This window comes from Paenibacillus sp. B-A-8 (assembly GCF_048572915.1).
Classification (GTDB): domain Bacteria; phylum Bacillota; class Bacilli; order Paenibacillales; family Paenibacillaceae; genus Paenibacillus_AQ.
This window is the reverse complement of sequence record NZ_CP183882.1, coordinates 5,737,282-5,757,497: the sequence shown is the minus strand read 5'-3', so window position 1 is coordinate 5,757,497 and position 20,216 is coordinate 5,737,282. Positions and strand designations below refer to the sequence as shown.

Below are 20,216 nucleotides of genomic sequence, written 5' to 3'. Positions count from 1 at the left end.
TGGAAGGAGGAGACTGCTTGTGAGGGGTTCCAAAAAAAAGCAGCCGCGCAGTCCACAAAAACGACTCTACTATGTAGATAATCCCAATATAAAGGAACTGACTATGCTGGAAAGCAAAAGCAGTTCAAAGGATTCGGGGAGCGGCAGTGACGGAGTCAGTAAAGCAGAGCTCGCGGATGTTCAGGTAAGTGGAGGAGCAATAGCTGAAGTCGTTCAAGAGGAAGCGATTTTCGTACCCGTTCTGCAACCAGAGCCAGAGCCTATAGTGGAAACACAGCTTCAGAAACAGGCGGATAATCTTCCTGAGACGATATGGTTCGCTCCTGAAAAAGAGCGGTTCCAGCCTGTTTATACAGATGATCTATCGGATGCAGCGGTGACCGGGGCTAAAATCGCTCCACGCACCATTGACGGCTCAAAGCTGAAGTACGGCATTATTGGTACACCTTGGCTGCAAGATTACGCTGTACAGAGTATCAATATCGCGGACAAGGCAGTTACTTCTTCGAAAATTGCGCCTGAATCCATTGTAGGTGAGCATTTAGCCGAAGGAAGCGTAAGTGGCGGTAAACTGCTGGATCATTCCATCAGTGGAGAGAAGCTGAAGAACGGCAGTATTAGTCCGGAGAAGCTGGCGGATCGGATTATTGGCGGCGGTCAAATTGCAGATAAATCCATTGAGAGCCGTCATTTGAGTGATCTGATTATTACGGCAGAGCTACTGGAGGATGGGGCGGTAACTGGTGACAAAATAGGAAGCAGCAGCATCTCGGGCCGCCACATCGCAAATGGGAGTATTGACCGCTCCAAGCTAGCTGATGCAGCGGTATCAGGCGATAAAATAGCCGATGGTGAAATCAGCGGCTCCAAGCTGGCTGATGCTGTGATTGAAGGTCGCCATCTAAGCGATGCTCTGATAACCGCCAGACATTTGGCTCCGGGAGCGATCGGCCCAGGGCAGCTTGCCAGCAAGCTGATCGGCAAGGAGCAGCTCCAGTCGGGTGTAATCGAAGGCGCACATGTAGCAGATGGCGCTATCGGTTCCAAGCAGCTAGGTGCAGAAGTGGTGAGAAGTATCCACTTAAGTGCAGAAAGCGTGCACGGTTCCCATATCAGCGACGGGGAAATAACGAGTCGACATCTGGCTGACCGAAGTATCTCCTTTTTGAAGCTAACAGAAGGTGCGGTAGGCACTGCACAGCTGGTTGAGCAAGCGGTCACCTCATCGAAAATCGCTGATCAAAGCATACTCGCACATAAGCTAGCAGATGAAGCTGTAACCACCAGACATATTGCCAAATCCGCCATACGCGGACCGCAAATCGCTATGCAAGCTGTTTCCTCTAATCATCTGGAACGTGAGGCTGTGAATCACTCCCATTTAGCTTCGGAAGCAGTAGGCTCGGAGCAGCTTATGGATGAAGCTGTTCATACGGATCATCTATCCTCTGGTGCTGTTACTGGAGAAAAGCTGGCCTCAGAGTCAGTGGGTGCGGAGCACCTGCGTCCACAGAGCGTTACTTCCGCCAAGTTAGCGGACGGAGTGGTGAGCTCGGCGAAACTAGCAGCAGGATCGGTCATTGGAAGCACGATTGCCCGTGAAGTGGTGAGTGGGGAGCATATTGCTTTTTGTGCAGTAGAGGAGAAACATCTAGCCGATGCCAGCGTGAGCGGCCGTGCGTTGCAGGATGCTGTGGTAGATAAAGATCATCTTGCCACTGGAGCTGTGGAACGGAGACATCTCGGAGAAAATAGTGTGACTGCAGCTGCGATTCAGTCCGGTTCGGTTTCAGGCGATAAGCTGGCTTCTGCTGCGGTGAGGGAGATTCATTTGGCCGCTGGAGCAGTGCAGCCGCATCATCTGGCAGATCATGTAGTGACGTCGTTAAAGCTGTCCCCGGAAAGTGTATCAACAGATAAGATTAGTGATTTATCGGTCACTTCGGCTAAGCTTGCCGACGGAAGTGTAGATTCTAGTAAATTAGCTGCGTCGGCAGTTCAGGCAGAGCATTTATCTGTGAATGTAGTTCAATCAAAATCCATTAGTGACAGTGCGGTTCAGAGCAGACATTTGAATCCGGGAAGCATCGGCGGAGCGCATATCCGGCCGTTGTCCATCGGAAATGGCCATATTATTCCTAATTCCATCTCTACGGTTCAAATACAAGAGGGCAGTATAAGCGGCTCTAAGCTGGCCAAAGGGGCTGTGGATTCCCAGCATCTTTCACCGAGCAGTGTAGACGGCAGCCATCTATGTGCGGATACGATTGAAGGACGGCATATCGGATATGGTGAGATCAAGCTGGCTCATCTAGCAGAAGATGCACGCAGCTCCGACTTGCTGCCAGAGGGCAGTATTACCGGGGAGAAGCTAGCAGAAGAATCCGTTGATTCTATTCATCTTGTACCTGAAAGTGTGGACGGAAATCATCTGAGTCTTGGTGCAGTAGAAGGCCGTCACATCCGGCATGGAGAGATCACACTCGCTCATTTGGCAGAAGAGACTTTTAGTTCTGAGCTGCTGCCTAACGGTAGTATTACCGGCGAGAAGCTCGCAAAGGAATCTGTAGGTTCTGTTCATTTAGTGGATGGAAGTGTAAATGGCAGTCATCTGAGCTTAGATACAGTGAAAGGTCGTCATATTGGGCATGGTGAAATAACCTTAGCTCATCTGGCCAAAGATGCACGCAGCGCAGATTTACTTCCAGACGGCAGTATTACCAGAGAAAAGCTGGCGGAAGAATCTGTGAATTCAATTCATTTAATACCTGGAAGTGTAAATGGCAGTCATCTGAGCCCAGATACAATAGAAGGACGTCATATCGGGTACGGTGAGATCACACTGGCTCATCTAGCTAACGATGCACGTAGTGCAGACTTGCTTCCAGACGGCAGTATTACCAGAGAAAAGCTAGCAGAAGAATCTGTGAATTCAATTCATTTAATACCTGGAAGCGTAAATGGCAGTCATCTGAGCCCAGATACAATAGAAGGACGTCATATCGGGTACGGTGAGATCACATTGGCCCATCTGGCTAACGACGCACGTAGTGCAGACTTGCTTCCAGACGGCAGTATTACCAGAGAAAAGCTAGCAGAAGAATCTGTGAATTCAATTCATTTAATACCTGGAAGCGTAAATGGCAGTCATCTGAGCCCAGATACAATAGAAGGACGTCATATTGGGTACGGTGAGATCACACTGGCTCATCTAGCTAACGATGCACGTAGCTCAGACTTGCTTCCAGACGGCAGTATTACCAGAGAAAAACTGGCAGAAGAATCTGTGAATTCAAGTCATCTAATACCTGGAAGTATAAATGGCGATCATCTGGGTCCGGATACAATAGAGGGCCGGCATATCGGGTACGGTGAGATTACCCTATCACATCTAGCTAAAGAAGTACGTAGTTCGGAGTTGTTACCGGAAGGCTGTATTACCGGGGATAAGCTGGCAAAAGAATCCGTAGATTCTACTCATCTTGCACCTGAAAGTGTAGGGAGTAGTCATCTGAGTTCGGGTGCAGTAGAAGGTCGCCATATCGGAAACAGCGAAATCACACTGGCTCATCTAGCAGCAGAAACGCGTAGTGCGGACTTGTTACTGGATGGCAGTATTACTGGCGAGAAGTTGGCAGAAGAATCGGTAAGTTCTATCCATCTTGCACTTGGAAGTGTAGGGAGCAGTCATCTGAGTCCGGGTGCAGTAGAAGGCCGACATATTGGGTACGGTGAAATCACGCTGGCTCATCTGTCGGAAGAAGCTTGTAGTGCTGATCTGCTGCCAGACGGTAGCCTTACTGGTGAGAAGCTGGCAAATCAATCCGTAGATTCTATTCACCTGGTGCCTGGAAGTGTGGATGGTAGTCATCTGAGTTCGGGGACAGTAGAAGGGCGTCACATCCTGCATGGTGAGATCACTTTAGCTCATCTGTCAGAAGAGGCTCGTAGTGCTGACCTGCTGCCAGATGGTAGCCTTACTGGTGAGAAGCTGGCGGAAGCATCCGTAGATTCTATTCATCTAGCGCCTGAAAGTGTAAATGGAAGTCATCTGAGTCCAAGTACAATAAAAGGCCGTCATATCCGACACGGAGAGATTAGTCTGGCTCATCTGTCAGAAGAGGTTCGTAGCTCTGATCTGCTGCCAGACGGCAGTATTACCGGAAAGAAATTGGAGGGTGGATCTATTAATGCCTTCCATTTGTCTCCGGGCAGCGTGTATGGGGGACATTTAGCGAGTGATACGATAGATAGCCGTCATCTCCGGTCTGGAAGCATCGCTCTGAATCATTTAGCAGAAGAAGTATTTAGCGCCGATTTGTTGCCGGATGGCAGTATCACAGGAGAAAAATTGGAGGGTGGATCCATCCATTCTTTCCATCTGGCTCCTGGTAGCGTCTATGGTGGTCATTTGGCAGCGGATGCGGTGGATAGTCGTCACATTCGATCCGACAGCATCACCTTAGGGCATCTGTCAGAAGAGGTGCGTAGCGCCGATCTGTTGCCGGAAGGAAGTATCACCGAAGAAAAGCTGGCCGAAGGTTCAGTGAATTCTTTACATTTGCAGCCATGGAGTGTGTATGGAGAGCATCTTGCTGACCAGATCGTGGCAGATCGACATTTGCAGCCCGGTATCATCAAATTGGAGCATCTTGCGGATGAAACACGTAGCGCAGCGCTGCTTCAGGATGCTAGCATCGACGGATTGAAGCTTAAGGCAGGCAGCATCGAGTCCACTCATCTGGCCGATGGTGCAGTAGGGACGACGGAGCTTCAGGATGAAGCGGTTGTAGCTTCCAAAATCTCTTCATTTGCCATTCAAGCCCGTCATCTGGAGGAAGAAAGCGTTCAGGATTATCATATTGCGCCCGGTGCAGTAAACGGAGCCCATTTGGCAGTGAATTCTGTCAATGCTGAACATCTATCCTTCAGTCCGATTCAGACTGCAGGAAAGCGAGAGGCGCTCCAGCAGTTCGGTATGACAGCATTTATGTTCAATGGAGATGCTGAGAGTGTGGAGGTGACCGTATCATTCGATGAGAACTTCGGTCATACGGGTTATGTGCTCGTCGCCATGACGAATCAACCTTACTTCTATGCTTCCTTAAAGAGCAGAGCTAATGGAGATGCAGTGATACAAGTGGTGCGCTTGCGCGAAACTCCTCATTTCTACGGGGTCATCTCTTGGATTGCTATCGGCGCTCCTTTAGCCAAACCGGCAGTGGATGATCGAGTGTTTGATTAAATTTCAAATCGTCTCTCTTAAAATAACAGAGCAGCGATTCTTCTTATGGAGATCGCTGCTCTGTTGTTTTTTGGGTCGTTAGCTACATGTACCGCCGAGTCCTAGTCACCCGCTACGGCTTCCGGATCCAGATAACGTAATTTAGGAATAGGGCATTCTTTGGTGTTTTTCCGGACAATAGCGTCTATGGAGTCCATTAGCAATTCAAATAAGGGATAATGCAGCGTTTAGGGTTAGCGGTGTCCCATAGCATACTAGGTACAAGCAAATGTCTCAGCCAAAGTTTGGCGGTGAGTACATTTGTCCTGTTTTCCACTCGACAGGAGACAAAGGCCGTTACCCTGTTCGGCGCAGTACATAAACTGTGATGTAACCCTCAGCCTGACGAATAGGCTCTGTAAGGAAGGTGGATGAGCATGAAGCCCAAACGTACTTCTGCCCGCCGCACAGGACGGCGGGTCTCTCGGATCAAGCGGCGGACTTCACGCCCAGTGCGGCAAGTCGCTGCAGTCCCTATCGTTAACCATCCAAATCCCTATGTTTCCGTAATTATTCCGGCTATGAACGAAGCTAAAACCATTGCGGGAGTGATATCCGGAGCTAGAGGGGTCCATCCGCGCTGCGAGGTTATTGTAGTCGTCAACGGATCAGCCGATCAAACGGCAGAAATTGCTCTTTCGCTTGGTGCACATGTTATTTCCTATGAGTTGCCGCTTGGTCATGACGCTGGTCGCAGTGTGGGAGCAGAGGCAGCCAAGGGAGAGGTTCTCTTGTTTACAGATGGAGATTTAGTGATTCCTGCTACGGGGCTACGTCCTTTCGTCACCGCTATTAGCGGTGGGGCAGACATAGCGCTTAATGATTATTCCGGACCGGTACGAAAACTTTCACCACATCCGGTAGTACTGTCCAAACATGCACTCAATATTTTGCTTGGCCGTCCGGATCTAAAAGGATGTTCGATGACGGCAGTTCCGCACGCAATCAGCCGGAGAGCGCTTGAAATCTTAGGGAGTGAATCATTATCTCGTCCCCCTTTGGCACATGCTCAGGCAGTTCTGAGTGGTTTACGTGTGGTGGCTGCTCACAAAGTACATGTAGGGAAACTGAATGCAGTCAGACGTAAGGAAGATGGCACAGATCCTTTGCAGCAGTTGATTACAACAGATCATATGGAGGCTGTATCCCTCTTGCTTGAACACCGGGGAAACAGGGCAGGGTTTAGCGACGGAACCCGGCGCAGAGAGATGGTGAGATGATGGTTGCTCTGTTACAAGTATCTGGCAGCTCCACCGTTCGACGAGGAACAGCAACTCGTACGGTAAAGAAACGTTCAGCAGCTCGTCCGTCCAAAACGACACGGGCACCCCGTCAAAGGGCAGCGAATCGTTCTGTAAAAAGAGAAGCCGCTGCCGTTCGATCGCCTATTTTGTCTCGGCAATCAAAGGTAGGTCGTGAGGCAATGAAACTACCGAGCTTACGTGGGACCTTGTCGGTTATTATCTCCGCGCGTAACGAGGAGCAGACCCTGGGACGTCTGCTACAACAGGCATCCCGGTTGGAGCCTGCTGAAATAATCGTCGTGCTGAACGGTTGCAGCGATAGCAGCTTTCCCATTTCCAGACAACATCGTCAAGCTGTAATTGTACATTGTCCGGAGTCTGTCGGACATGACGTAGGGCGGGCTATTGGCGCGAAGCTGAGTCGAGGAGATATTCTGCTTTTTCTGGACGGAGATATGGTCATTCCTGCATCTCAGCTTGGATTATTCACAGCTGCGGTAGATGGAGGAATTGATGTGGCTCTTAATGATTTGGATCCACTGATGCCTTCTTTTGGATTATGCGACGATGTCACTCGCAGTAAGCTGTTTCTGAATTATGCTCTTGGACGGTACGATCTCGGAGTTAGCTCTATGACGGCTGTCCCGCACGCGCTTTCTCGGCGAGCGCTTGAGACCATAGGCTACCGTGAATTAATAGTTCCTCCTAAAGCCCAAGCTCTTTCTGTATTGAAAAAGCTAAGGGTGGAGAAAGTGGGAACAGTGAATGTGATTAAGCATAATCGGCTGCGTCAGGCGAACATAGGCGCTGGAAATGCTGTGGAGAAACTGATCATAGGAGATCACGCAGAGGCTCTCCTTGAGGTGCTTTCCCGTCGTGAGGATGGGGGCCTACGAAATAATGAAACGCAGCGCGAATACCGCAGACAAGTAGCCGCTTGGAGGAACCGTATATGACAATGACCAGTATTATTATTCCGACCTATAACGCATTACCTCTGCTGCGGTCCTGTGTGGAATCGATTCGTGCCTATACTCCACTGCCTTACGAGATCATCGTTGTAGACAATGCTTCAACGGATGGAACGGATGCCTATTGCCGTGCGAATCGTATAACGTTTATTTCTTTGCCTGAGAATCGAGGTTTTCCAACCGCATGCAACATGGGCTTATTGTTAGCATCGGGTGATGAATTATTGCTGCTGAACAATGATGTGGTGGTTTCCCACGGATGGTTAACCAATCTGAAGAGATCATTATATAGTGCTCCTGAAGTAGGTATTGTTGGACCTGTGACTAACTATGCGAGTGGACGTCAGCAGGTGAAGACCGATTATGAAAGTCTGTTGGATTTTCATAAGGCTGCAGAGAGAGCTAACCGTTCCAATCCTCAAAAATGGCTGGAGACTAAACGGTTGGTAGGATTATGTTTTTTATTCAAAAGAGAGCTACTTACTTCCGTAGGTCTGCTGGATGAGAGATACTCACCAGGACATTACGAGGACGATGACTATTGCTATCGCGCCAGGCTAAAGGGATACCGATTGCTCATCGCAGGGGATTGCCTTATACACCATGAAGGAAGTGCGAGCTTTAAGCAGGTATACCACACCGGGCTGCAGGAGCTGGTGGAACGAAATCGTAAGCTTTTTATGAACAAATGGAATGTGGATCCAATACTTTTCATATAAAGTGCAGATCCGAAGGCAAAGGACTTAGATAAAGAGGAGGAAAGTAAGTGAAAGGAGTCATACTGGCGGGCGGAACAGGATCCAGACTTCAACCGCTGACCCGGCTTATGAACAAACATTTGCTTCCGGTCGGCAAATATCCTATGGTGTGTTACGGCATAGATCGGCTTCGCCGAGGAGGAATTACCGACATTCTTCTGGTCATCAGCAAGCAGTCTGCTGGTCTGTATACGGATTTTTTAGGCAGCGGTGCAGCCTTTGGTGTATCTCTGACCTACAAAATTCAGGAGGCTGCTGGAGGCATTGCAGAGGCTCTTGATTTAGCAGAAGGATTCATTTTCCCTGGAGAACGGTTTGTCGTATTGCTTGGGGATAATCTATTTATGGATGATCTGACGCCTTATGTGGAGAGCTATCTTCGACAGCCTGAAGGAACAGCGAAGGTATTGTTGAAGCCGGTGGATGACGCTCGTAGATACGGTGTTCCCGTGTTTGACAGTCAAGATTCTGCTTGGATTGCATATATCGAAGAGAAGCCGGAGCATCCAAAGACTAAATTTTGTGTAACAGGTATTTATATGTACGATGAAGCTGTGTTTGATATCATCCGCCAAGTATCTCCTTCCAAGAGAGGGGAACTGGAGATTACCGATGTAAATAATATATATGCTGCCAACCGCAGGCTTAGCTATGATGTCCTCAAGGAGTGGTGGAGTGATGCGGGCACGTTCCAGTCTCTGCGGGAGGCGGGAGAGAAGCTAAAGGATGCACTGCCATAAGTGGCAGTGCTTTTTTTGTAATATTGGAAAGTTGGAAGGGAGTCGGGAGATCATGAAAGTTCCTTAGCGATTCTCCACCAGATCAAATCCTCAGTCTCTAGGTACCTTTCTGAACCTAAGCGCTCCAATACTTTATGGGAGGCAATGTTATCTTTTTCAGTATCAGCGATTACATAGATGGCTTGGGGATGGCTGAGAATCCACGTATTGATCGTCCGCAATGCCTCAGTAGCGTATCCTTTTCTTCTATATTTCTCATCAATCACGTAACCTATAGTAACCTCGCCTTTTTCATTCGGATACCCTTTAAGAATAATGAACCCGATAATGCATTGATCTTTCTGATGAATGATTGCCCAATTGGTCAACCATAGGTAATGCTCTGGTTCCTGCCGAACTTTTTTGAGCCGTATCTTCATCGCATATTGCATGTCATCGTCAAGCTCGGCACTAATGGCGTTTAAACCCAAATGTTGCTGAAGTTCCGCGTAGTTTTCTGTGGCTAGTGAAAGCTCTGCAGCATTTAAAGGTGCCAAATCGATCCGTTGGCTTCCAAGCTTCATAGTCCCCCTCCAATCTTTGTGAATGATAGAATGCGCATTTCACATTTTAATCCATTTATAGGCAGGCAGCAATTATTAACATTTTCTATTCAAAATATAAGAAAGTTTAAGTTTTACACCATACTTTATGCCTTATATTTCCCGCTGAAATGCTTGGCGGCCTCTTATATCCCCGGCACCGTCCCGGCTTCTGCCGCATATGCTGTAGCAGGGCGTTTGAGCAAAGGAGACATGAAGGTGCAGAATAAAATAACTAAAGTCCTGCAGCACATGGCCCATACGCACGAACAGATGGCGCGGATTCTAGACGCAGAGCGCCACGTGGCTGTCCGTATGTCGCAAATAGTCCACGATCTGCCAGATGCAGATCCCGATTTTGACGGTATCAGCGGGATGATCGAAAGCTCAACTCAGGTAAACAAGAATATTATTGCTTACTTGAACGCACTTGCAGATCTGGAAGAAGCGATGGCTGAAGGGGTAGGCAGAGTAATTAAGGAACTGAACGGTCAAGACGAAGAGTAACGCTATAGGAGCAGGAGGCGGATGATGAGCAGAGAACAAGCATATCTGCAAATGCTGGAGTCGACCGCCACTATCCAGTGGAACATTGCAATGATTCTGGAAGCTAAGGCGGTTGAAGCTGAAAAGGTAAAGCAGTGGGCACAGCATCATATCCACGCTAGAGCTTTCGAATCCCATGGTGAGCAGCTAAAGGAATCCCTCTCTATTCACGAAGTCATCGTGGAGATGGTTGAAGGGCTGACCAAACTGGAGAATGGACTCTACAGCAATTTAAAAGCAGTGTTGGGCAGTGGTGAAGATGATGGCGGCGGAGAAGGTTTTGGTGACATGGCAGGTGATGGGTTTAGTTTTGGGGAAGACAGCAAATGAGCGGGGACCGTCTCTCTGAACATGCCGTCAAGCTGGAGATGATCCGCTCCATTTCGCGCAGTCAGGCTGCATTGGCGGCCATCTTGGAGAGCATCGCCGAATTGACGGGGCAATCTGAGCTGACGGCCCGTAAATTGAGCGACAATATTAGAATCCTTAGTGGGTATCAGAGCGCGATGTGCCGGATGATGTCCGGGATTTCACTGCATCAACCGAAACGGGGGATTCCTGCTGCGCCCTGGCTGAGCAAGGCATACGCCGTAGGAACCTCCAGAGATCATGGAGCACAGGAGGAATAGAAGCATGAAGAAAAAAAGCCTTAGAACATTACGTTCGGGCAGAACCCGCAGACGTACATTGCTGCTCTCGCGTAAAACGAAAGTTCGTAGAGGTCTAGCCCGCAAACCTCGCAGAGGGCATGCTCGGAAAATCGTTCGTTACGGTAAGACGAAGAAAGGCCTTTTGGTACGTAAGAAAAGAAGGCTCCGCCGAAAGCTTGTTCGAAAGGTAAGAGTTATTCACGCACCGGTACATGTAGTGCCGGCTGTCGAGGCTCCACCTGCTCCACAGGTTATTCCGCTCCCCCCGGACCTGGGCGTTTCGCCGGAAACGCCACCGGCAGACGCCTATCAGCAGGGCTACACCGAAGCATACAACGTGGGGTTCGACGCCGGTTTCGCCAAGGGCTTCGAGGACGGGCATAAACTGGAGTTTAATTAAGCAGCAGGTGAATTAAGAGGAAGGGACCCGGAGATCTAATCTATGACGCGTTATACTGATCTTTCGTGTCCCTCAACTTAGAGGGACTGCTTCCTCTCTGGAATCATCCTACTATCGGAATTTGTCTCCGAATATGATAGACTTCTAAAACGAGAATCTATTTAAACGGTTTTCAGATGTCGATAAGAAAGAGGGGATAGCAGGATGCAAGTAGGAAATGGGATCAGAAAAGCTAGACAGGAAGAGATAGAAGAGATTATGGAATTGATCTCAAAATGTGTACAAGTTATGCAGGCCGCTGGAAGCGACCAGTGGGATGAGCGCTATCCGAATAGAGAGATTATCGAACTGGATATCGCGCAGGGTACCTTATATGTATGTGAAGAGGATCAGGCTATCGCAGGTATTCTTGTATTGGATGAGAATGCTTCTGAGGAATATAAGAAGATCGAGTGGAAGCAAAATCAAGGGCCACATCTGATTATGCATCGGTTAGCAGTCCATCCACAGATTCAGGGTAAAGGGATTGCGACTAGGTTAATTGCTTTTGCAGAGGATTACGCAGCACGTAATGGTTACACTAGTATTCGGTTAGATACTTATGCCAAGAATACTAGAGCACTTGAAATTTATCCTCGCCTTGGTTATGACCATAGAGGTGAAGTGGATTTTCCAAACCGCACGGCGAACTTTCCAGTATTCGAGAAGGTGCTGAAACCGGAACAGCGTCCGGATTCTTCAACATAAACAAGCTGGTTGTGTACTAGAACGATGACTGCGTCTAGGATAGCTGGCGGTAAATAGATGCACAAAGAAAATGCTCCTATGGAGATGGTTGGGTGATCCCTCCATTTCTACATAGGAGCGTTTTTGTGTTTATAAGATTATGGAGATTTTCATTAACGGCAGGTCTGGTATCGTGGGTCAGTATTTTTTTGATCTCGGTTAAGGATGAGCAGTCTATTTCCTGATACGCCGATTAGATAACGAACGTTAACGATATCTTCATCGCTCATATCATCTATCGACAGAACTGCTGTAAGGCGTATTCTTGTTGATGTGCGACCCGTAACGGTAAGTCTTCTTGGGATAAAAGCAATGGTTCCTGTATCTCCCGATATTACGTAGAGTCTGTTGTTTCTAGAAACGGTTTGTAAATTACAGAACATGGTGTTGCTCATTGTAATACCCCAGTATTTTCTAAAATATGAAATGACCTTCGCTCTGGTGCTGAATCTAACCGGCAGACGATAATAATCAGCACCGTCAACGCGGATCACTCTACGGGAATCGGCAGAATCGTAGACCTCGAACCATGCTTTTTCAGCAGCGGTAATGAATGCTTGCAACTCACTTGGGGTTTGAGAAATTGTTGGCATTTGATCTCCTCCTCGCTATTACTTTATTAAAAGCGCGGCTATCGGTTCGGGTAATAGGACGAGTATAAAAAGCGGAATTAATGAGTTATTAGAATAATAGTGCGGAAAACCAAAGTTTGAGTTATGTTTTATAACATAAACAAGGGGTGAATTATTTATATTTACGTAAAAACATCTAAATTTAAGTTTTGTGTTATTTTAAATAACTTGTGTTGACACTAAACCTGTCTTTGTTTTATGATTGTTTTATTCAAATTTGGAATAGAATAGTTTCTTTTCGTATATCCTTAATAATTGGTTTAAGGGTCTCTACCGGGAACCGTAAATTTCTGGCTACGAAAATATGCTAAGGCATATTTTTGTGGCCTTTTTCTGTTACATCGTGGAGCGGCAAACGAATGAATAATGAGGGGGAGAAGCACAATGGGGAACATCCTAATTAAAAATGCTGAAATCATTACCATGAATAAGCAGGAGGATATGCTTGTCGGGGATGTTCGAATTAAGGACGATATCATCGTAGAGATCGGCACTGACCTGATCCCGAAGGGAGACGAAAAGGTAATCAATGCCACAAACCGGACCTTAATCCCCGGTTTTGTTCAGACACATATTCATTTATGCCAGACGTTATTCCGTGGGAAGGGAGATGATCTGGAGCTTATGGATTGGCTGCGTAAACGGATTTGGCCGTTAGAAGCTGCGCATGATGAAGAATCCCTTTATTATTCGGCGATGCTTGGTATTGGGGAACTGATCTCCAGCGGAACCACTACGATTGTTGATATGGAGACTGTCCATCATACGGACTATGCTTTTCAGGCTATTGCTAAAAGTGGAATTCGGGCATTGTCCGGCAAGGTGATGATGGATCAAAAAGGAGGAGATGTGCCTGAAGCACTGCAAGAAGACACTGCTTCTTCTTTGCAGGAAAGTGTGGATTTGCTTGAAAAATGGAATGGCTATGGCAATGGCCGAATTCAATATGCGTTCTCTCCGCGTTTTGTAATATCCTGTACCGAGCCCTTATTAACCGAGGTACGAGTTCTCTCCGCAAGGTATGATGTGAAGGTCCATACCCATGCTTCTGAGAACTTAGGGGAAATTGAGATTGTGCAGGCGATGACCGGAATGCGTAACATCGTCTACCTGGACCATCTAGGATTAGCTAATGAGCGCTTAATACTGGCGCACTGTGTTTGGCTGGATGCTGAGGAGCGGCGCATATTGCGAGATCGCGGAGTCCATGTAAGTCATTGCCCCGGTTCAAATCTGAAACTAGCCTCTGGAATTGCAGATACACCGGGGATGCTCCATGATCATGTGTCACTAAGTCTAGGTGCTGACGGTGCACCGTGCAATAATAATCTAGATATGTTTAATGAAATGCGCCTTGCGGCAATTATTCAGAAGCCTCAACATGGACCTACGACGATGGATGCGAGAAGTGTATTTCGTATGGCAACTATAGGCGGGGCAAAGGCGGTAGGAATGGAAGAGAAGATCGGCAGTATTGAGGTAGGTAAAAAGGCAGACCTAGTGCTTCTGAATCTCTTCAATTTCCACACCTTCCCCTCCTACGACGTAGATCCCATCTCTAGAATTGTATATCCCGCTACCCGGGCGGATGTGGAAACTACGATTATCGATGGGGAGATCGTGATGGATAGAGGCCTGTTGAAGACTGTAGATAAAGAAATTGTTCTAAATGAAGCTAACCGTTCTATTAAAAGATTGCTTAAGCATACTTCGATCGTCTAAAGATTGATCAACTCAGAGTTAACAGGGATGTTCCAATGCCGAAAGGGCAGCGGGGCATCTCTTTTTTTGAGTGGAAGATAATTCTACCATTTTGATAAAAAAAGTAAGTATTGTTATACTAGAACAACCTGATATTTTACAAAATAATAGAATAGATTTTATATTTTGAACAAATGAACATGTAAGAGGGGATTATTCGTGAAAAAGCAAGGGCAGGATCGTGCCCATTTCTTTATCGTTGTTATATTGTTATGGTTAAAGCTATTGTTTTTGAGAGTGTTGTTCTTTGATAGAATTGCTTGGGAATGGATTGCATCGGATGTAGCGCCAGTCCTTTTTATCATGGGGATTTTAACGGTGATTACGCCATCTAGGGTGAGAACAACCGTCTATTGGATATTTAATGGTTTTTTATCGCTGTTGCTGTTCGCAGCTAGTGTGTATTTTAATCACTTTGGTTCTGTTCCAACCTACCTGGCCTTATCTGAAATTAATCAGGTATTTCAAGTGAAGGCAAGCGTAGAATCTACTATTAAGAGTATTGATTACTTATTCTTCGCGGATTTTGTTATCTTCGCCATCTACGGTTTGATTCGCAGATGGAGACAAGGAAAAGCCTACCCGCGTGAACGCTATAGTTACCGGAAGACAGGATTAGTACAGGTGCTGGTGATTCTGGTATCCATTATTGGAGGTTTTTCTTTATCGGCATATTCTGTTCACTCTGCTCGGGGGATTACGAATGAGCTTGTACAGGCAGAAACTGCCGGATTTATAAATTATGAGGTCGTTGCAGCGATTAAGATTAAAGAAGATAACAATCTTATTGGAACGGGAGATATTAAGGATACGATCGCGAAGGTTGATGCGCTGCAATCTTCCTATCCATATAGTGACAAGCCAGCAGGTACGACTCCTGATTATTTTGGCTCACAAAAGGGTAAAAATGTAATTGTGCTACAATTAGAAGCTTTTCAGAATTTCCCATTGCATCAATCCTTGGATGGGCAAGAATTGACGCCAGTCATGAATAAGTTAGCAGATGAGGGCTTTTATTTCCCTCATGTCTATCAGCAGATTGGTCCAGGGAATACATCTGATGCGGAATTCATGAGCAATACGTCAATTTATCCGATTGGTACGTTGGCCATGTCTACCGGATTCGGGGACAGAGAATTGCCAAGCTTACCACGCCTGCTAAGGGATAAAGGATATGAGGCGTACACCTTTCATGTGAATAAAGTAGGCTTTTGGAATCGGAATGAGCTTTACCCGGCGCTTGGTTTTAACGGCTATTATGATAAAGATTATTTTACGAATGATCATTTTAATGCGTTCGGTGCTTCCGATGAACAGCTGTATATTACGGGTGTCGAGAAATTGGCAGAGCTAAAGAAGAAAGGTACTCCTTTTTACGCGCAGATGGTGACAGCATCCAGTCATCATCCTTTCAAAATCCCAGATTCCTTTAAGAAAATCACTGTGCCTGATAATTTGAAAGATACGATGCTAGGTGATTATTTGACTGCTATAAACTATACTGATTATGCCATTGGTACTTTAATAGAAGGTTTGAAAGAAAATGGATTATGGGATAACACTGTTCTGGTTATGTATGGTGATCACTTTGGCCTTCAGCCTCAGGATGTTCCGCCGGAGCAAGTGGAAAGCGCACTTGGTGTTCCATATGATTCCCGGATCAGCCGCTTTAATATTCCACTCATTGTGCGTGTGCCGGGAATGGAGCAAGGGAAGGTAGTAGAGCGTACGGGAGGACAACTAGATATCCTTCCTACGATAGCTAATTTAATGGGCGTTTCACTGCAACAAGAAGGATTTACAGCCTTTGGTCATGACCTGCTCAACATTGATCGTAATGTGTTAGGCATGAGGTATTATTTGCCTTCCGGCTCCTTCTTTAATGATGACATTCTCTATGTCCCTGGAAAAGGATTTGCAGATGGTGAAGCTGTGTCGCTGGATACGCTCAAGCCGGTAACGGACTTCTCGAAATATCAGAGTGATTATGAGTATGTATTGAAGCTTATGAACTTGTCCGACGAATATGTGAAGCTGTTACCACAGAGATAGGGGGAATCATGAAAAAGTTCTGGAAACCGGAGTATCTCGTAAGCCTTGCCGGCTGCGGTCTCATTATTTATCTGTTATTCGTAGGTCCTTTTATTGGGGTTGCCGATAATGGGGATTTCCTGCGTATGATGAATACCATCGGTCTGAACTACTATGATACTGCAGCATCGTATACCGACCAGTTTTTTAATTTTAGCCATTCTCGTTTTGCGTATGAGAATTTGTTTAGGGGCTTCTATCCTTCTTCACAGATTTTGGTTGTGCTTGTACCGAGGTTGATCGGCGGGCTCATCCATGGCAGCTTTTTTGATGTTAGATTGCTCGGTGCAGTTTACGGTCTTCTTTTACTGGTGGCGACCTGGCTGCTGGTGAAGTACAATGCTCGCGGCTCTTATGTTACGGGGCTGCTGCTAGGTGCAGCTATTTTGTTTGTTTTTTACGATATTGGGTATTTGGCATACTTCAACTCCTTGTTTGGAGAACCGGTATCGATGGTGTTTATGCTGCTGACCTTTGCGCTGGGGTTAAGATTAACTAGCCAAGAAAAGCCTACGACAAAGGGGTTAACCTTATTTTTTATTGCGATACTGTTTCTGGTCACCTCCAAAATTCAGAATGCGCCGATTGGGGTTGCCTTTGCATTGATCTTCCTGCGGTTTATGACGCTTGATGGTGAACGAAAATGGAGAAAGCTGGCCTTACGCTTTTCGATTGCGATATTTCTGGTATCCATCGTTATGTACGTGACGGCGCCAAAAGAGCTGAAGCATATTAACCTGTATCAGACTGTGTTTTTTGGGATATTAAACGAATCACCGGATGTGAAGGGAGATTTGCAGGATCTCGGATTGCCGGAGCGGTTGGAGGTACTTGCGGGCACGAATTATTTTCAGACCGATACAGTGATCAAACAGGATGATCCTTCGCTGGTACCGGATTTCTACGACCGGGTATCCCATAAGGATGTATTGTTCTTCTACTTAAAACATCCAGGACGGTTAATAGATAATATGGAATATGCTGCGAGTAACAGTATGGCGATTCGCCCTTATTATTTAGGGAACTATGAGAAGAGTGAAAATAAGCCAGCAGGCGCATTATCGTATACTTATAGCGGATGGAGCGAATTCAAGAACAAGCATATTCCGCATACGCTTGGATTCCTCTCCCTATTTTATCTGCTGTATTTTGCCGGGGCATTGTTCCAATACTTCCGCAGTAGGGATGTTCGTGGTAGAGTTGCCGGTGAACTGCTGATGTTATTAGGGCTGATAGGGATTTTCTCCTTCTTGGTTCCGATTCTTGGGGACGGAAGGGCTGATATCGGTAAGCATTTATTCCTGTTTAATGTGTGCTTCGATATGATGGTTGTAGTCATGTTCGGATGGGTTGTACACAAGCTCGTAGGGATTGTAAGACGTTAAGTTAAGGAACAAATCAAACAGCAAGTTTCCGATTATGGAGACTTGCTGTTTTTATTTGTTTATCTATTCATTCATCCTCTAAAAGCTCACGCAGCATGCCCTGACGGTCATTCATAAATGCTTTGGTCACGGTATAGTGCTCCGTCTCCTCCAAGGCGACAGAACGGATGCCCTCACCCTCTAGAAGAAAAATTTCAGCTTCCGGATAGGACATCAGAATAGGTGAATGGGTTGCGATAATAAACTGTGAGTCCTGTTGCACTAGCTCATGCATACGCACCAGCAGAGACATTTGCCGCAGCGGAGATAGAGCTGCTTCAGGTTCATCAAGGATATAAAGTCCGCGGCCTCCGAAACGATGAACAAACGCTGCGAAAAAAGACTCTCCGTGAGACTGCTCGTGAAGAGACTTGCCTCCATAGGAGTTCTTGATTGGTGGACCAAAACTAGGCTGTTCATCTAATTCATCGATGTAGGAAGCCACATTATAATAGCTCTCCGCGCGTAGAAAAAAGCCGTCCTTCGGACGTCTAACCCCTCTAGCAATTCTAAAATACTCATAGAGACTCGAATGCGAGGAACGAGTGTTAAAAGAGAAGTTAAGTGTTCCACCTTCAGGGTTAAAGCCCCACGCAGCAGCAATTCCCTCTAACAAGGTAGATTTCCCTGTGCCGTTCTCCCCGACAAGAAAGGTTACTGGCTTTTGAAAAATAAGCCGATCCAGTGTTCTTACGGCTGGCAGATGAAATGGATAGGTTTGGAATGATGGAACCTGATCACGCAGCAGTTCTGCATGACGCAAGTAAAGCGTGGTGTTATTCATAGTGCCCCCCTGTGAATGCCAGAAAATAATCTATTCCGGACAGATATGACGAGATTAGAGCTAGACCATTATAGTGCGTGTTCAAAAAGTACGGTTTTCAGCACCGAGAAGATTGAAAGAAGGTAGAAACTGAGGAGCTGAGCGTAGTGGAAGCTACGTGAGCACCGGAAGTTTCGCCTGAATTCAATATTCGATGTCGAGTAATCTTCTTGGGGTACTTCGTGATCAAAAGCGGACTTTTTGAACTACCTCTTATAGTATACCAGCATCCTGTGAGTGGATGAAATCATCTAAGGTTCGGGCAAGCCGGGCAAAAGACAGGGGACATCTGCCAATTTAGTTCTAGTAAAGACAGATGTCCATGAGGCGAGTGCTGACTCCGCATATAGTTATACTGTCTTGAGAATACGACGGGGCAGGGTGAAGGCCGTGAAAGCGAGAAAAAGAAAAAAACACAAGCGTCCGCGAGAATATCGCGACGGTTATCACGAAGGATATCGTCTTGGCATGTGTGAAGCTGTGCAGCGTCTGAATACTCCAGGGGTCGAAGCCTGCCGACCATTTAAGTTAATGTATGTTCCTCAAGGATTTCAGGCGATCGACACTGGCGTAACGGAGGCACTGCAGCAGCTTGTAAGTGAGCTTGTAATAAGCACTCCTGAAACGATGCTGGAAACCGCGGCACGGGAAATGCCTGGAGCAGTATTAGTAATGAATGGGCTTCACGTATTCCCGGAAAATCATTTAGAGCAGATTTCAGAGATAAGAAAGCTAGGCATCCCAACCGCCATCTGGTTTGTGGATGATCCTTATTTTACAGAGGACACTTCAGTCATTTGTAGGCACTATGATCACGTATTTACACATGAGCTGGGTTGTGTGGAGTTCTATCAATCCCTTGGAGTGTCATCGGTTCATTATTTGCCACTATGTGTCAATCCAAAGATGTTCTACCCACGCCGTACCGGCCCGCAATATCAGTATGACATTGTATTTATTGGTAATGCATTTCGTAACCGGACAGAGCTGTTCGATGAACTGGCACCTTATCTAAAGGGGAAGAAGGTGCTTATCGCCGGGGGATTTTGGGAACGCCTCGCCACCTATGATCAGCTTACACCTTTTATTAGCAACGGCTTTATTCCGCCTGAGGAAACAGCGAACTACTACAGTGGTGCGAAAATAGTCATTAATATTCACCGCCCGTGGGAAGAAGGACAGGATAACCGGAATAGCTACCGCCTTCCTTCACGTTCCATTAATCCGCGGACCTATGAGATCAGCGCCTGCGGTACTATGCAGCTTACGGATGTACGTGAGGACCTGGGCAATTATTATCGGCCTGGTTATGATCTGGATACTTTTGGCTCCGCTAAGGAATTGCAGCAGAAGATTGAGTACTATCTGAAGCATGAAAAAGAGCGTCGAATCTACGCCTTACGGGGATTACGGACTACAATGCGCAACCATACATTCACTGCGCGTTTGCCTCATTTGTTGAATGTGATTGCTTCACGTGTATGAAATCTATAACGGGATAAAGGAGCGAGGATTATGAATAATA

The 20,216-nt window shown here is 46.6% G+C and carries 17 protein-coding genes and 1 riboswitch; of the genes, 14 read left to right on the top strand and 3 right to left on the bottom strand.

Annotated elements, in window-relative coordinates; genetic code table 11:
• Positions 1–19 precede the first annotated feature (19 nt).
• The 5 genes from ACN6MV_RS25885 to ACN6MV_RS25865 all read left to right on the top strand — a co-directional run bounded on the left by ACN6MV_RS25885 (position 20) and on the right by ACN6MV_RS25865 (position 8,997).
• Positions 20–5,245 (top strand): WIAG-tail domain, encoded by a 5,226-nt coding sequence (locus tag ACN6MV_RS25885; RefSeq protein WP_419885156.1) that lies wholly within the window; start codon positions 20–22, stop codon positions 5,243–5,245.
• Between the two features lie 416 nt (positions 5,246–5,661).
• Positions 5,662–6,504 (top strand): glycosyltransferase family 2 protein, encoded by an 843-nt coding sequence (locus ACN6MV_RS25880; protein ID WP_331281341.1) that lies wholly within the window; start codon positions 5,662–5,664, stop codon positions 6,502–6,504.
• Positions 6,501–7,484 (top strand): glycosyltransferase family 2 protein, encoded by a 984-nt coding sequence (locus tag ACN6MV_RS25875; RefSeq protein WP_419885155.1) that lies wholly within the window; start codon positions 6,501–6,503, stop codon positions 7,482–7,484. The genes ACN6MV_RS25880 and ACN6MV_RS25875 overlap by 4 nt, the downstream gene beginning before the upstream one ends.
• Positions 7,481–8,218, top strand: coding sequence for a glycosyltransferase family 2 protein (locus tag ACN6MV_RS25870; protein WP_419885154.1), 738 nt, complete (start codon positions 7,481–7,483; stop codon positions 8,216–8,218). Before ACN6MV_RS25875 ends, ACN6MV_RS25870 begins: the two co-directional genes overlap by 4 nt.
• 47 nt (positions 8,219–8,265) lie before the next feature.
• The gene (locus ACN6MV_RS25865; RefSeq protein ID WP_042130857.1) at positions 8,266–8,997 is read left to right on the top strand and encodes a sugar phosphate nucleotidyltransferase; all 732 of its coding nucleotides are present in this window, start codon (positions 8,266–8,268) and stop codon (positions 8,995–8,997) included.
• A gap of 50 nt (positions 8,998–9,047) precedes the next feature.
• On the opposite strand, the gene ACN6MV_RS25860 is transcribed toward ACN6MV_RS25865, so the two are convergent.
• Positions 9,048–9,560, bottom strand: a complete 513-nt coding sequence (locus ACN6MV_RS25860) for a GNAT family N-acetyltransferase (protein ID WP_249923536.1) — start codon at positions 9,558–9,560, stop codon at positions 9,048–9,050.
• Between the two features lie 231 nt (positions 9,561–9,791).
• On the opposite strand from ACN6MV_RS25860, the gene ACN6MV_RS25855 reads away from it, so the two are divergent.
• The 5 genes from ACN6MV_RS25855 to ACN6MV_RS25835 all read left to right on the top strand — a co-directional run bounded on the left by ACN6MV_RS25855 (position 9,792) and on the right by ACN6MV_RS25835 (position 11,921).
• Positions 9,792–10,085 carry a nucleoside-diphosphate sugar epimerase gene (locus ACN6MV_RS25855; protein WP_081389864.1) on the top strand — a complete coding sequence of 98 codons (294 nt, stop codon included), beginning with the start codon at positions 9,792–9,794 and terminating at the stop codon, positions 10,083–10,085.
• 21 nt (positions 10,086–10,106) lie between these two features.
• Positions 10,107–10,454: a restriction endonuclease subunit S gene (locus ACN6MV_RS25850; RefSeq protein WP_419885153.1), complete on the top strand. Its 348-nt coding sequence runs from the start codon at positions 10,107–10,109 to the stop codon at positions 10,452–10,454.
• The gene (locus tag ACN6MV_RS25845; RefSeq protein ID WP_042130853.1) at positions 10,451–10,753 is read left to right on the top strand and encodes a hypothetical protein; all 303 of its coding nucleotides are present in this window, start codon (positions 10,451–10,453) and stop codon (positions 10,751–10,753) included. Before ACN6MV_RS25850 ends, ACN6MV_RS25845 begins: the two co-directional genes overlap by 4 nt.
• Positions 10,754–10,757: 4 nt before the next feature.
• Positions 10,758–11,174 (top strand): hypothetical protein, encoded by a 417-nt coding sequence (locus ACN6MV_RS25840; RefSeq protein ID WP_076119484.1) that lies wholly within the window; start codon positions 10,758–10,760, stop codon positions 11,172–11,174.
• Between the two features lie 204 nt (positions 11,175–11,378).
• Positions 11,379–11,921: a GNAT family N-acetyltransferase gene (locus ACN6MV_RS25835; RefSeq protein WP_042130851.1), complete on the top strand. Its 543-nt coding sequence runs from the start codon at positions 11,379–11,381 to the stop codon at positions 11,919–11,921.
• A 152-nt stretch (positions 11,922–12,073) separates the two neighbouring features.
• Here the strand turns inward: ACN6MV_RS25835 and ACN6MV_RS25830 are convergent, their stop codons facing one another.
• Positions 12,074–12,553, bottom strand: coding sequence for a DL-endopeptidase inhibitor IseA family protein (locus ACN6MV_RS25830; RefSeq protein ID WP_375103941.1), 480 nt, complete (start codon positions 12,551–12,553; stop codon positions 12,074–12,076).
• A 257-nt stretch (positions 12,554–12,810) separates the two neighbouring features.
• A riboswitch (purine riboswitch) is annotated at positions 12,811–12,909 on the top strand.
• Between the two features lie 67 nt (positions 12,910–12,976).
• Here ACN6MV_RS25830 and ACN6MV_RS25825 point away from each other — a divergent pair.
• The 3 genes from ACN6MV_RS25825 to ACN6MV_RS25815 all read left to right on the top strand — a co-directional run bounded on the left by ACN6MV_RS25825 (position 12,977) and on the right by ACN6MV_RS25815 (position 17,829).
• The gene (locus ACN6MV_RS25825; protein WP_419885152.1) at positions 12,977–14,314 is read left to right on the top strand and encodes a 5'-deoxyadenosine deaminase; all 1,338 of its coding nucleotides are present in this window, start codon (positions 12,977–12,979) and stop codon (positions 14,312–14,314) included.
• A gap of 198 nt (positions 14,315–14,512) precedes the next feature.
• Entirely contained in the window at positions 14,513–16,405 is a 1,893-nt protein-coding gene (locus tag ACN6MV_RS25820) for an LTA synthase family protein (RefSeq protein WP_419885151.1), read from the top strand.
• An 8-nt stretch (positions 16,406–16,413) separates the two neighbouring features.
• The gene (locus ACN6MV_RS25815) at positions 16,414–17,829 is read left to right on the top strand and encodes a hypothetical protein (protein ID WP_419885150.1); all 1,416 of its coding nucleotides are present in this window, start codon (positions 16,414–16,416) and stop codon (positions 17,827–17,829) included.
• A 67-nt stretch (positions 17,830–17,896) separates the two neighbouring features.
• Here ACN6MV_RS25815 and ACN6MV_RS25810 read toward each other — a convergent pair whose 3' ends face one another.
• Complete coding sequence (locus tag ACN6MV_RS25810) at positions 17,897–18,652, bottom strand: AAA family ATPase (protein WP_042130846.1); 756 nt, start codon at positions 18,650–18,652, stop codon at positions 17,897–17,899.
• A 507-nt stretch (positions 18,653–19,159) separates the two neighbouring features.
• Between ACN6MV_RS25810 and ACN6MV_RS25805 the strand changes: the two genes are divergently transcribed.
• A complete protein-coding gene (locus ACN6MV_RS25805; RefSeq protein WP_375105297.1) occupies positions 19,160–20,176 on the top strand; it encodes a CgeB family protein in 1,017 nt (338 codons plus the stop codon).
• The last annotated feature ends 40 nt before the right edge of the window (positions 20,177–20,216 follow it).

Excerpts from the sequence above, each read along its gene's own strand:
- ACN6MV_RS25880 (WP_331281341.1), top strand. The coding sequence starts at position 5,662 with ATGAAGCCCAAACGTACTTCTGCCCGCCGCACAGGACGGCGGGTCTCT.
- ACN6MV_RS25875 (WP_419885155.1), top strand. The coding sequence starts at position 6,501 with ATGATGGTTGCTCTGTTACAAGTATCTGGCAGCTCCACCGTTCGACGA.
- ACN6MV_RS25870 (WP_419885154.1), top strand. The coding sequence starts at position 7,481 with ATGACAATGACCAGTATTATTATTCCGACCTATAACGCATTACCTCTG.
- ACN6MV_RS25860 (WP_249923536.1), bottom strand. The coding sequence starts at position 9,560 with ATGAAGCTTGGAAGCCAACGGATCGATTTGGCACCTTTAAATGCTGCA.
- ACN6MV_RS25855 (WP_081389864.1), top strand. The coding sequence starts at position 9,792 with ATGAAGGTGCAGAATAAAATAACTAAAGTCCTGCAGCACATGGCCCAT.
- ACN6MV_RS25850 (WP_419885153.1), top strand. The coding sequence starts at position 10,107 with ATGATGAGCAGAGAACAAGCATATCTGCAAATGCTGGAGTCGACCGCC.
- ACN6MV_RS25845 (WP_042130853.1), top strand. The coding sequence starts at position 10,451 with ATGAGCGGGGACCGTCTCTCTGAACATGCCGTCAAGCTGGAGATGATC.
- ACN6MV_RS25840 (WP_076119484.1), top strand. The coding sequence starts at position 10,758 with ATGAAGAAAAAAAGCCTTAGAACATTACGTTCGGGCAGAACCCGCAGA.
- ACN6MV_RS25835 (WP_042130851.1), top strand. The coding sequence starts at position 11,379 with ATGCAAGTAGGAAATGGGATCAGAAAAGCTAGACAGGAAGAGATAGAA.
- ACN6MV_RS25830 (WP_375103941.1), bottom strand. The coding sequence starts at position 12,553 with ATGCCAACAATTTCTCAAACCCCAAGTGAGTTGCAAGCATTCATTACC.
- ACN6MV_RS25825 (WP_419885152.1), top strand. The coding sequence starts at position 12,977 with ATGGGGAACATCCTAATTAAAAATGCTGAAATCATTACCATGAATAAG.
- ACN6MV_RS25815 (WP_419885150.1), top strand. The coding sequence starts at position 16,414 with ATGAAAAAGTTCTGGAAACCGGAGTATCTCGTAAGCCTTGCCGGCTGC.
- ACN6MV_RS25810 (WP_042130846.1), bottom strand. The coding sequence starts at position 18,652 with ATGAATAACACCACGCTTTACTTGCGTCATGCAGAACTGCTGCGTGAT.
- ACN6MV_RS25805 (WP_375105297.1), top strand. The coding sequence starts at position 19,160 with ATGTGTGAAGCTGTGCAGCGTCTGAATACTCCAGGGGTCGAAGCCTGC.